At 43.5% G+C, this 12,194-nt stretch carries 11 protein-coding genes; 10 read left to right on the top strand and 1 reads right to left on the bottom strand.

From position 1 onward, the window contains the following. The first annotated feature begins 30 nt into the window (after positions 1-30). From ACFTRD_RS16290 to ACFTRD_RS16260, 7 genes are all read left to right on the top strand, one after another. Positions 31-240 carry a DUF896 domain-containing protein gene (locus ACFTRD_RS16290; protein WP_062325454.1) on the top strand — a complete coding sequence of 70 codons (210 nt, stop codon included), beginning with the start codon at positions 31-33 and terminating at the stop codon, positions 238-240. A 126-nt stretch (positions 241-366) separates the two neighbouring features. Beyond that, complete coding sequence (locus ACFTRD_RS16285) at positions 367-879, top strand: hypothetical protein (protein ID WP_062325453.1); 513 nt, start codon at positions 367-369, stop codon at positions 877-879. A 28-nt stretch (positions 880-907) separates the two neighbouring features. Continuing rightward, entirely contained in the window at positions 908-1,714 is an 807-nt protein-coding gene (locus ACFTRD_RS16280; protein ID WP_379381838.1) for an HAD family hydrolase, read from the top strand. A 587-nt stretch (positions 1,715-2,301) separates the two neighbouring features. After that, positions 2,302-3,231 carry an ABC transporter permease gene (locus ACFTRD_RS16275; protein ID WP_379383085.1) on the top strand — a complete coding sequence of 310 codons (930 nt, stop codon included), beginning with the start codon at positions 2,302-2,304 and terminating at the stop codon, positions 3,229-3,231. Between the two features lie 12 nt (positions 3,232-3,243). Next, entirely contained in the window at positions 3,244-4,113 is an 870-nt protein-coding gene (locus ACFTRD_RS16270) for a carbohydrate ABC transporter permease (protein ID WP_024630394.1), read from the top strand. A gap of 69 nt (positions 4,114-4,182) precedes the next feature. Beyond that, positions 4,183-5,814 carry an ABC transporter substrate-binding protein gene (locus ACFTRD_RS16265; RefSeq protein ID WP_379381835.1) on the top strand — a complete coding sequence of 544 codons (1,632 nt, stop codon included), beginning with the start codon at positions 4,183-4,185 and terminating at the stop codon, positions 5,812-5,814. A gap of 105 nt (positions 5,815-5,919) precedes the next feature. Next, the gene (locus ACFTRD_RS16260) at positions 5,920-6,594 is read left to right on the top strand and encodes a GntR family transcriptional regulator (RefSeq protein ID WP_379381833.1); all 675 of its coding nucleotides are present in this window, start codon (positions 5,920-5,922) and stop codon (positions 6,592-6,594) included. A gap of 88 nt (positions 6,595-6,682) precedes the next feature. Here ACFTRD_RS16260 and ACFTRD_RS16255 read toward each other — a convergent pair whose 3' ends face one another. After that, entirely contained in the window at positions 6,683-7,228 is a 546-nt protein-coding gene (locus tag ACFTRD_RS16255; RefSeq protein WP_192267933.1) for a cupin domain-containing protein, read from the bottom strand. Between the two features lie 179 nt (positions 7,229-7,407). Here ACFTRD_RS16255 and metH point away from each other — a divergent pair, with 179 nt between their 5' ends. From metH to ACFTRD_RS16240, 3 genes are all read left to right on the top strand, one after another. Further along, on the top strand, positions 7,408-10,848 hold the full coding sequence (gene metH, locus ACFTRD_RS16250; protein ID WP_379381830.1) for a methionine synthase: 3,441 nt from the start codon (positions 7,408-7,410) through the stop codon (positions 10,846-10,848). Positions 10,849-10,922: 74 nt separating this feature from the next. Beyond that, the gene (rnz, locus tag ACFTRD_RS16245) at positions 10,923-11,861 is read left to right on the top strand and encodes a ribonuclease Z (RefSeq protein ID WP_379381828.1); all 939 of its coding nucleotides are present in this window, start codon (positions 10,923-10,925) and stop codon (positions 11,859-11,861) included. Between the two features lie 128 nt (positions 11,862-11,989). Next, positions 11,990-12,142 (top strand): hypothetical protein, encoded by a 153-nt coding sequence (locus ACFTRD_RS16240; protein ID WP_376037390.1) that lies wholly within the window; start codon positions 11,990-11,992, stop codon positions 12,140-12,142. Positions 12,143-12,194: the final 52 nt, after the last annotated feature.

Below are 12,194 nucleotides of genomic sequence, written 5' to 3'. Positions count from 1 at the left end.
TATGACTTTGTATTTTTGGAGGGGACAAGCTTGGATATAGATAGTCTGGTAGCACGTATTAATGAATTGGCCCGTAAGCAAAAATCCACTGGGTTGACAGAGGAAGAGCTCGCTGAACGTGCCAAGCTTAGAGAAATCTATTTGAATAATATTCGCAGCAATTTCAGACAGCAACTGGATTCGATTGAAATTGTAGATGATGAGAATGATCAAGGCCACCAAGGCAAACTCAAACACTAAGGAAACCTAATGATATCATTTTGATATTTAGGTTTCTTCCTGTTATTTAGAGAATGCAAATTATAGGGGGAACTATTGGTTTGCAATGATGTAAGCCGATACAAAGAACATCTAAGGGGGATTCTCATGTCGCGTTCGTTCGAGAGAACGGTTCGGAAAAATTCAAAGCAGCTGAACCAGCAACGTAAAAAGAACGGTCAACCGATTTCAGGTACACCAGGTGAGGACGTATTCAAAGGACGTAGTCTTCTGTTTCCTATTTTTCTGATCGGACTCGCATTCCTGTATCTCTTTATGAGTACGTTTCTTGTCAAAGCTCCGATGACCACTTGGGACTGGGTGACCATGCTGCTGTATGTATTTTTGGCAGTCATCTTCATGCTTCGTCGACCTTATGTCAAGATAGGAAGTAACCGAATCTTGACGACTAAAGGAAACCGTGAGCGTTCAATTGGAGTCGATGATATTGTGAAATTCAGAATTGAGCCAGGCACGGTTGTTATTGAGCATAATGCACGAGGCAAGAGATGGGTATTTACCAAACTACTCAATCGTTATGATACCGATGCAATCACTGAACGTCTTCTGAAATTCGCCAAAGCACATCAGATCACTGTGGAAACATACGAGAAAAAGTAATTATTGCATAAAGGGGAAGATGACCGAAATGGCGTTAAAAGCGATTTTGTTCGACCTGGATGATACTTTGCTGTGGGATGAGCGCAGTGTTCGTGAGGCATTTCATGAGACCTGCCTGATCGCAGCACAAGAGACAGGGGTTAAACCTGAAGAACTTGAAGAAGCAGTTCGTAATGAGGCACGTAATCTGTATGAATCCTATGAAACCTTTTCGTTTACCAAAATGATTGGAATCAACCCGTTTGAAGGTCTTTGGGCTAACTTTACGGGTGGAGATCAGCCGGAATTTCGCCAATTGGAACAACTTGCACCTGCATATCGTAAAGAATCATGGCGTCGTGGATTGTTAAAGCTCGGTATTGATCGTGAAGATTTGGCAGAACGACTCGCCTCGCAATTCGGGGCAGAGCGGAGATCGAGACCCCATGTCTATGAAGAAACGATGGAGACGTTAAGTCATCTACAAGGAAAGTTCAAGCTTTTGCTTTTAACTAATGGGTGTCCTGCGTTACAACAGGAGAAGCTTGATGGTGTTCCTGAATTAGCTCCCTTTTTTGATGAAATTATTATCTCGGGTGATTTTGGTAAAGGAAAACCTGACCCTTCGATCTTCGAGCATGCTTTGAGCAGGCTTGGAGTGAAGCCTCAGGAAAGTGTGATGGTTGGCGATAAGCTGACAACGGACATTCGTGGAGCGTTGTCAGCTGGCATTAAGTCTGTTTGGATTAACCGTGAGAATAAAGTGAATACCGAATCGTATGTGCCTGACCATGAAATCAAGCATTTATCCGAATTGGAACGCATCATTGCTGAATTCTCAATTAGTGCATCATAAATCATATTTTATGTGTATTGCTCGAACATTGTTGAGTTTCTTGAGAGGTGTATACCAACCTTGGAACCCGACAATGTTTTTTGTGTTGTGGACATTCCAGAACTATACCGTATTAACGTAATCAAAATTTTTTTAGTAAAAGTTATTGAAATTATAGAACGGCTGATTTAGAATATAACTAACATACTAGTATGACTAGTATGCGGTCAGATTTAGCGAATATCTGTTGACTTACTCGAATGAAGTGGAAGCGAAAGTTATTCGCTATAATTTTGATATTAATTGTAAGCGCTTTACATAATTAAAGGGAACTATTTCGTTTTGGATATATAGCAGGTAGCGCTAGTACAAAATGACGTTAAGCATCTTAACTGACCTAAATCTCTTGTGATCGCCATAATTGATATCGCTTACATTATTTGTTTTAGTTTATTCCGTAGTGGGGGTGAAGTTCATCAAGGTTGTCTTCTACAAAAGATAAAGATCAAAAGAAGGAATTGAAATCGAAAACGCTTTTATTTTATCAAGCCAAGGAACGGAGAGTGAAATAATATATGGAGTCGGAAACCGCTAAAACCACGCTAACGATGACCTCTGTACGCAAAGAAAGCAGGTTAAGAACGGCTGCAGCTTTACTTCGCAAAGATTGGCAGTTGTACTCACTGTTAATTCTTCCAATTATCTATCTTATTATTTTTAAATACGGTCCGATGCTCGGTAACATTATCGCCTTTAGACGGTTCGTACCCGGAGGCAGTATTTTCGGAGAGACGTGGGTTGGATTCAGGTATTTTCAGATGTTCATTCAGGACCCTACCTTTTGGAAGGTATTTGGAAATACGCTTATGCTTGGTGGACTCGCGTTACTTTTCACCTTCCCCGTTCCGATCATTTTTGCATTGCTGTTGAATGAAGTGAAAAGTAAACGATTCAAAAAGTTTGTGCAGACCGCATCTTATCTTCCGCACTTCTTGTCTATCGTCATCGTTGCCGGAATGGTTCTGCAATTAACAGCAGTGAATGGATCGATTAATGGATTGGTTTCATTTTTTACCGGAGATAGTATTCCTTTCATGCAGCGCGCTGAATGGTTCAGAACAATTTATATCACCTCTGAGGTCTGGCAGGGTATGGGTTGGGGGGCAATTCTATACTTGGCTGCGTTGACAACAATTGATGATTCTTTGTATGAAGCCGCACGAATCGATGGTGCGAATCGTTGGAAGCAAACAATCCATGTAACCATACCGGGCATTTTGCCTACCATTGTTACGTTGCTGATCCTGAACATGGGTAATTTTCTTGCGGTTGGATTTGAGAAAATCTTGCTCCTTTACAATCCGCTGATCTACGAGACATCTGACGTGATTTCCACTTATTTGTACCGGGTAGGTTTGCAATCCAGCAACTTCAGCTATGCAACCGCCATTGGTTTGTTTGAATCCATTATTGGACTGATCCTGGTATTCTCGGTTAATGCAATTTCACGCAGATTGACACAACGAAGCTTGTGGTAAAGGAGGAGCAATATGCTGGAATCAAAATCATACAAAGTATTTAAAGTGTTCAATGCTATCTTTTTGCTGCTTGTGGTGTTCATCACACTCTATCCATTTCTAAATGTCGTGGCCCAATCCTTCAGTAGCGAGGCTTACATCAATTCAGGCAAGGTAAGTATTATTCCCAGAGGCTTTAATGTAGAAACCTACAAGACGATCTCTCGTGACAGCATGTTCTGGACCAATTATAAAAATACAATTATATATACTGTTGTAGGTACTCTGATTTCTATGTTCATGACGACCATTTTCGCTTATGCCTTATCCAAAAAAAGATTAATGGGGCGCAAGTTTCTGACTATGTTCGCGGTGTTCACCATGTTTTTCAGTGGCGGCTTGATTCCAAACTATGTCCTCATTAACTCTCTGGGTTTCAATAATACGATGTGGGCATTGGTTGTCCCTGGTGCAATCAGTATTTATAACATGCTAATAATGAAATCATTCTTCGAAAACATGCCTGAAGAGCTTGAGGAAGCGGCAGCTATCGATGGTTTGAATACGTATGGTATTTTGTTACGGATCATTCTACCACTGAGTAAAGCTGTCATGGCAACAATGGTTCTGTTTTACGCTGTGGGGCACTGGAATTCCTGGTTTCCAGCCTTCCTGTATCTCGACAAAAAGGAACTGTTCCCCGTTACAATCTACTTGCGCAATATGATTGCAGGAGCGACTGGTGGTGCTTCGGCTGGTGCTTCAGCAGACAATTTGACTCAAATTTCTGCGAATATTAAATCGGTCACCATGGTATTGACCATTTTGCCTATTCTTACGATTTATCCATTTGTTCAACGGTACTTTGTAACCGGTATCATGTTGGGATCTGTTAAGCAGTAATCCTAATCCGATATAGTTCAACATCTCGATGGTAAGGCCAATCTAAACCACATGCAGGGGGAGAATTGAATGAAACAGAGACCACGTAAGCTGGTAGGCAAGATGGTATTGGCAACAATGATGAGTGTCGTTCTGGCAGCATGTAGCAGCGGAACTGGTGGAGAAAAAGTCGAACCAGAATCCAAGGGGGCTATGGAATCTTATGGTGTTGGAGAGACGTTTAAAGCCACTGAGCCATTTAATCTATCTATCCTTTACAGTGACCAGCCAGCATATCCGTACAAGAAGGATTGGCTTCTGTTCCAAAAAATCACGGAAAAAACCGGTGTCACGTTGGACCCAACTATCGTTCCAATGAGTGACTATTCCCAGAAAAGATCCCTTCTCATCAGCTCAGGAGATGCTCCGTTGGTTATTCCAAAAACCTATCCGGGTGAAGAATCTGCTTTCGTATCCTCTGGTGCGATTTTGCCAGTGAGTGACTATATTGACTTGATGCCTAATTTCAAGGATAAAGTAGAGAAATGGGGACTTCAGGATGAGCTTGAGGGCCTTCGGCAAGAAGATGGGAAATATTATGTGCTTCCAGGTTTACATGAAGAGGTTTGGCCGGATTATACGCTTATTGTTAGAACTGATATTTTCGAAAAAAATAACATTGCCATTCCAAAGACATGGGATGAATTGTATAATGCAGCCAAAAAGCTGAAGGAGATTTACCCGGATTCCATCCCATTCTCAGATCGGTTCAAGTTCAATAGTACGCTGGGTATTGCAGCTATTGGCTTTGGGACAAAAGCTGGATGGGGATTTGGTAATGGTCTGACGTACAAGGCAGACAAGGATGAATTTGTATACACGGCTACAACACCGGAATATAAAGATATGTTGACTTACTTTAACAAACTGGTATCCGAAGGACTTCTGGATAAGGAAAGCTTCACCCAGGACGATGACCAGGCTACTCAAAAATTTGTTTCGGGAAAATCATTCATGATTAATGGTAACTCGCAAACGTTAGTACTGCACCGCAATGACATGAACAAAACGTTGGGAGAAGGAAATTTCTCCATCGCCAAAATTACAGTCCCTGGTGGTCCAAAAGGCCAACTGATGTCTGGCTCCAGACTTGAAAACGGTGTCATGATTTCCGGGAAAATTAAAGACAGCGAAAACTTTAAAGCAACAATGCAATTTATTGACTGGTTATATTATAGTGATGAAGGTCAGGAATTTGCCAAATGGGGTGTTGAAGGGGAAACCTTCACCAAAAAGGATGGCGTTCGTAAACTGGCAGAAGACGTGAATTATAACGGATTGAATCCGAAGGGCACGAAAGATTTGCGTATAGATTACGGCTTCTCTGGTGGTGTGTTTGCATATGGTGGAACGACAGATTTGCTGCAATCCATGTTTAGTGAGGAAGAACTGAAATTCCAACAAGACATGAAAGATACAAAAGAAGTGGTCCCTGCCGAACCGCCAATTCCTTACTCGGATATCGATCGCGAACAGGTGACATTGCTTAGCACACCACTCAAAGATTTCTCGGATCAAAATACGCTTAAATTCATTTTGGGAGAACGTAATCTTTCCGAGTTTGATGCATTTGTAAAAGAGCTGGAGAGCCAGGGCTTGTCTCAGTATATGCAGCTTTCCAATGATACGTATAAGAAGTACAAAGAAAGTAAGCAACAATAGTTGTAAACTGAAGTTTGCTCAATTGCCGTTTCACTGAGAGGATTTTAGTGGAGCGGCAAATTGTGCTAATATGGAGGAATACGGCTGAGAGGAAGAGGTTAAGGAATGTCACTTAATCAAAAGATTAGAGGTTCAACCCGGGCTTATTCATACCATCTGATAAAGGAACGCATTCTGCACCTTGAACTTGAGCCCGGTACAAAGATTTCCGAGAAGGAAATTGCGGATGAATTGCAAGTGAGCAGAACACCAGTACGTGAAGCGTTCATGAAGCTTGCTGAAGAAGAATTACTTGATATCATCCCACAGAGTGGAACCATTGTCTCCCATATTAATTTAGAACATGTTGAAGAAGGCCGGTTTATGAGAGAGAAAATGGAGAAGGAAATTGTCACGCTGGCTTGTGCATCTTTTCCGGAAGAATTCAGATTCAGACTCGAGACCAATATTGCCATGCAGGAAGTATGTATAGGGAAAAATAATTTCTATCGTCTTTTTGAACTGGATGAAGAGTTTCACCAGATATTGTTTCAGGGCACAGGGAAAATGAGAACGTGGAAAATGTTGCAGCAATTGAATATGCCCTTTAATCGCCTTCGTTTATTACGGCTGTCTGAAGATTCCGATGCGGAGGTGATTATTTCACAACATAAAGAGATTTACCGGCTCATCACGGAACGTAAGACGGATCAAGCTGTTCAGGTTATGGAAGCCCATCTTAGACTTGTTGTTGTAGAACAAGAGAAGATGAAAGCAAAATATCCGCATTATTTTATATGAATATCAAATGTTGTATACGATCTCAATATGAACAAACCCCTGTTCGAAATGGACAGGGGTTTGTTGTGCACATAATAGAATTTGCTTATTATGCTTGTTTAATAAAAGTAGGATCCGGGTATGGATCTGCGATCCAGCCATCTTTTTCAATAAACAGACGCACCGCAATGATTTGTTTGTTCTCCATTAATGTGAAGAAGTGTGGCGTATTCTCAGGTACCGAGATAACGTCTCCAGGAGATAATTCTACATTAAAGTAACCTACATCATCTGTAGCTTTAATGACAAAGATTCCTTTGCCGGCTACAATTGCACGGATTTCATCTTCAGCATGCGTATGAATTTCTTCAAATTTGGCAAGCTTCTCTTCAATGTCTGGAGTTTGTTCAGACAACGTAATTACATCCCAGATTTGGTACCCGCGACGTGCGGCCAAGTCTCTGATTTCATAGTCATATGTTTTGAGTACTTCTTCTTTTTGTTCATCCGTGAGTCCAAAGTTATTTTGTAGATCTGTGTTTAATTTGGATGCGTCCCATTTTTCATATAATACTTCATATTTGTTTAAGAAATTTCGAACATTTTCGTCTCCAGTGATACGTTCGTTCGTATTTCGGATTACAATTTCAGCCATGTTCTTTCCCTCTTTTCCACTTGGTTTAATTGCTATTATATCGGAATGTTCTGTTTTTGTCGATTCGCAAAATCATCGCACATTCATATAAACCCGCCACGTGACGGACCAAAACCGATCTTTCACATTAAGGTAGTTTCTGTTAAACTAAGATTTAACGTTTTGCGGGGGTGACGATATTGGATAAGCTTAGCCTACATGATGCATTAAAACAACGAATATTAATCCTCGACGGTGCAATGGGGACCATGATTCAACAGGTTGATCTCACAGGCGCAGATTTTGGCGGAGAAGACCTCGACGGATGTAATGAAATGCTTGTACTTACACGTCCAGAGCTAATCCAGCGTATTCATGAAGAATATCTGGAAGCCGGTGCAGATTTAATTGAGACGAATACGTTTGGTGCAACATCTGTTGTACTTGCTGAATACGACATTCAAGACCGTGCACGTGAAATCAATCTCGAAGCAGCCAGAATTGCAAAAGCAGCCGTGGATCGATTTTCGACACCGGAGTCTCCGCGTTATGTGGTGGGTGCCATGGGACCTACAACCAAAACGCTGTCTGTAACAGGCGGAGTAACGTTTCAGGAGCTCATCGACAGTTATTTCGAGCAAGCGCTTGCTTTAATTGAGGGAGGCGTTGATGCGCTGCTGCTCGAAACCTCACAAGATACTCTTAATGTAAAAGCAGGAAGCATTGGAATTCAACAAGCATTCGAGCAAAGTGGTATCAAGCTTCCTTTGATGATCTCAGGAACGATCGAACCGATGGGTACAACACTAGCTGGTCAGAACATTGAGGCCTTTTATATATCCCTAGAACACCTTAACCCAATTTCAGTGGGACTAAACTGTGCTACAGGTCCGGAATTCATGCGCGACCATATTCGATCGCTATCCGGGATGGCTTCAGTTGCGGTAAGTTGTTATCCAAATGCAGGTCTTCCGGATGAGAACGGTAATTACCATGAATCCCCTGATTCGCTTGCTCAGAAGATCGGTGCTTTTGCCGAACAGGGCTGGTTGAACATCGCGGGTGGCTGTTGTGGAACAACTCCTGCGCACATTCGGGCAATGCGGGATACACTTGCCAAGTACCCTCCAAGAGAAATGAACGGAACACATCCACCAGCATTGTCGGGAATTGATCCAGTATACGTTGAACAGAACAATCGCCCATATATGGTTGGGGAACGTACGAACGTGCTTGGATCACGGAAATTCAAGCGTCTTATTGTTGAAGGGAAATATGAAGAAGCATCGGAAATTGCTCGGGCTCAGGTAAAAAATGGGGCACATGTTGTCGACGTTTGTGTTCAGGACCCGGACCGTGAAGAAGCCGAAGATATGGAGAAGTTCCTTGAACTGGTTGTCAAAAAAGTAAAGGTACCACTCATGATTGATACGACAGATGCAGCTGTCATTGACCTTGCACTGCAATACTCACAAGGTAAAGCGATAATTAACTCCATTAACCTTGAGGACGGCGAGGAAAAGTTCGAGCTGGTCACTCCATTGTTGCATAAATACGGCGGTGCTGTCGTTGTCGGAACGATTGATGAACGTGGACAGGCGATTAGCCGTGAGGACAAGCTGGAGGTAGCCAAGCGATCTTACGATTTGCTGGTGAACAAATATGGACTAAAAGCAGAAGATCTGATCTTTGATACCCTGGTGTTTCCGGTGGGTACGGGCGATGAACAATATATCGGTTCGGCCAAAGAAACGATTGAAGGTATTCGTGTCATTAAAGAAGCAATGCCTGAATGTCATACCATACTGGGCATTAGCAACATTTCATTTGGTCTGCCTGAAGCAGGGCGTGAAGTGTTGAACTCTGTATTTTTGTATGAGTGTACCAAAGCGGGTCTCGATTATGCCATCGTTAACACAGAGAAGCTGGAGCGTTATGCTTCTATTCCGGAGGAAGAGCGCAGACTCTCGGAAGAGCTGTTATACAATACAAATGACGAAACACTGGCCGCTTTCGTTGCCGCCTTTCGTAATAAAAAGGTCGAGAAAAAAGAAAAAATTTCGAACCTTTCGCTAGAAGAACGTCTCGCTTCATATGTTGTTGAGGGAAGTAAAGAAGGATTGCTGCCCGATTTGGAGCAGGCACTCACCAAGTATACAGCGCTTGAAGTGATCAATGGTCCCCTGATGCGGGGGATGGAAGAAGTAGGGCGACTGTTTAACAACAATGAGCTGATCGTGGCAGAGGTGTTGCAGAGCGCGGAGGTCATGAAGGCTTCTGTCGCTTATTTAGAGCAGTTCATGGAGAAGAACGAGACGTCAGTAAAAGGTAAGATCATCCTAGCGACGGTGAAGGGCGATGTACACGACATCGGCAAAAACCTGGTGGAGATCATCCTTTCCAATAACGGTTACCGGATCATCAATTTGGGTATAAAAGTACCACCAGAGCGAATTATCGAGGCGTATAGAAAAGAAAAAGTTGATGCGATCGGTCTATCCGGTCTATTGGTTAAATCGGCGCAGCAGATGATTCTTACCGCTCAGGATTTGCGAACAGCAGGTATTGATGTACCTATTATGGTTGGTGGGGCGGCATTGACACGTAAATTCACCAAAAACCGTATACGTCCCGAATATAACGGAATGGTTGTCTATGCAAAAGATGCCATGGACGGCCTGGATCTGGCCAACAAGCTGATGAATCCAAGCACGCGTGAAGTGATGCAACTTGAGATGGAGGCTGAAAAAGAGGCTGACGCTTCAGGTGCAGAAAATGTACAACCACTTCCCGAGCTTACTCGGGTAGAGCGTTCGGATATCGCAATCGACAATCCGGTTCTTATTCCGCCGGATCTGGACCGACATGTCTTGCGAAACTATCCGTTGTCACACATATTACCGTATGTGAACATGCAGATGTTGCTCGGGCATCATCTTGGTTTGCGCGGCTCTGTAGAGCAGTTGCTTGCGTCGGGTGATCAGAAAGCAACTGATCTGAAAGCGGTAGTGGATGATATTATGCAGGAGGCTGTACGTGACGGAATTATTCAGGCGCATGCCATGTATCGTTTCTTCCCGGCCCAGTCCAGCGGTAATAGTGTCATCGTCTATGACCCTGAGAATACGAGCAATATCTTGCATACATTCACGTTCCCGCGCCAAAAAGTTGAACCCTTCCTGTGCCTGTCTGATTTCCTGAAGCCGGTAGAATCCGGACAAATGGATTACGTTGGTTTCATGGTTGTAACAGCCGGACACGGTGTAAGAGAATTATCAACTGCTTGGAAGGATCAAGGCGATTATCTTCGTTCACATGCTCTGCAATCCGTAGCGCTTGAAGTAGCAGAGGGATTAGCCGAGCGGGTTCATCATATGATGAGAGATATCTGGGGATTCCCTGATCCAGCCCAGATGACCATGAAGCAACGTCATGGAGCACGCTATCAGGGAATAAGGGTATCATTCGGATATCCGGCCTGTCCTGATTTGGAGGACCAAGGACCGTTGTTCAAGTTGTTACAGCCTGAGGATATCGGTGTGGAGCTGACTGAAGGTTTCATGATGGAACCTGAAGCATCTGTATCGGCGATGGTTTTCAGTCATCCGCAAGCGAAGTATTTTAACGTAGATAAGGCATAAAAGTAAAATGTCAGGCAAAGCCCTCCGCATTGTCGGAGGCTTTTTGCTGGCAACAGAAAGAGGTGCGATCCAGAGTGGAACTATATTTCCTGGGAACTAACGCTGGTGTACCTACGCTTCAGCGGAATGTAACGTCTATAGGGCTGCGTATGTTGGATGAGCGCAGAGCATTGTGGTTGTTTGACTGCGGGGAAGGAACTCAGCATCAGATTTTAAGTTCTCCGCTTAAATTGAGCAAATTGGAGAAAATATTCATAACCCATCTTCATGGAGATCATGTATTTGGACTTCCGGGTCTACTCTCCAGCAGAGCGTATCAAGGTGGCACTACACCGTTAACGGTGTATGGTCCGCCAGGCACTGAACGAATGATCATGACTACGATGGAACTTAGCCAGTCACGTCTAAACTATGATCTAAGCATTATAGAACATACAGGTGGAGTGCTTTTTGAAGATGAGACCTTTATCGTGGAATCAGCGTTGCTGGAACACCGTATCGACAGTTATGGGTATCGAATTACCGAGAAGGATCGTCCAGGTAGTCTGGACCCTGCGAAACTGGCTGAGTATGGCTTGAAGCCTGGGCCGTTATTTGGTCGTTTGAAACGTGGAGAAACCATTACTTTAGACAACGGTGACTCACTTCGTCCAGAAGATGTATTGGGAGCGCCAAAGCGTGGAATGATCGTTACCATTTTGGGGGATACACGCCCATGTGACAATGTACAGCCACTAGCTCGTCATGCGGATGTCCTCGTACACGAAGCTACGTTTCTGCATGATTTGGCTGATACGGCTCATGAATACTATCATAGTACCTCGAAGCAAGCGGCCGAGGCGGCGAGAGCAGCAGATGCAGGACAGCTGATCATGACCCATTTTAGCTCCCGCTACAAAGATGAAGATCAGTTGCAGCCACTTCTGGAAGAAGCGCAATCGATATTCCCGAATACAAAACTTGCGATTGAACACGAGCTTATTCCAGTTGTTCACCGTAAGAGTGAATCCTAATGATGGATGTGCGAAGCAGTACAGTCAAACACGACGGGAGAAGAAGCCGTTAATTGCACGGGACTGAGGGGAAGTTACTCCCGAGGTCCCTTTTGCAATCTGGCTGGAAAGCGTGTAGGATGGGCAATATGAGCAGGGAAATGATTCAAATTATTTTCCGGGAAAGCGCAGGAAATGACAAGCTTGTACAGAAGGCGCGCGGGGTAAAGCGTCCATGTTCGATTCAGTTCGACGTGTTGCGTGCAGATGCGAGCAATCCATTTTTTTTACTGTATACATAGATCGGCATCGAAGTTCAAGGTAAATGGTTAAGGACATGAAATGTTAATGGGA

It is taken from the genome of Paenibacillus sp. NPDC056933, from assembly GCF_042674385.1.
Lineage (GTDB): Bacteria > Bacillota > Bacilli > Paenibacillales > Paenibacillaceae > Paenibacillus.
The sequence above is the reverse complement of the archived record's forward strand: the minus strand, read 5'-3'. Positions and strand labels throughout refer to the sequence as shown.

Bases quoted from the DNA above. Each gene is read 5' to 3' on its own strand.
- ACFTRD_RS16285 (WP_062325453.1), top strand. From the start codon at position 367: ATGTCGCGTTCGTTCGAGAGAACGGTTCGGAAAAATTCAAAGCAGCTG.
- ACFTRD_RS16280 (WP_379381838.1), top strand. From the start codon at position 908: ATGGCGTTAAAAGCGATTTTGTTCGACCTGGATGATACTTTGCTGTGG.
- ACFTRD_RS16275 (WP_379383085.1), top strand. From the start codon at position 2,302: ATGACCTCTGTACGCAAAGAAAGCAGGTTAAGAACGGCTGCAGCTTTA.
- ACFTRD_RS16270 (WP_024630394.1), top strand. From the start codon at position 3,244: ATGCTGGAATCAAAATCATACAAAGTATTTAAAGTGTTCAATGCTATC.
- ACFTRD_RS16265 (WP_379381835.1), top strand. From the start codon at position 4,183: ATGAAACAGAGACCACGTAAGCTGGTAGGCAAGATGGTATTGGCAACA.
- ACFTRD_RS16260 (WP_379381833.1), top strand. From the start codon at position 5,920: ATGTCACTTAATCAAAAGATTAGAGGTTCAACCCGGGCTTATTCATAC.
- ACFTRD_RS16255 (WP_192267933.1), bottom strand. From the start codon at position 7,228: ATGGCTGAAATTGTAATCCGAAATACGAACGAACGTATCACTGGAGAC.
- ACFTRD_RS16240 (WP_376037390.1), top strand. From the start codon at position 11,990: ATGAGCAGGGAAATGATTCAAATTATTTTCCGGGAAAGCGCAGGAAAT.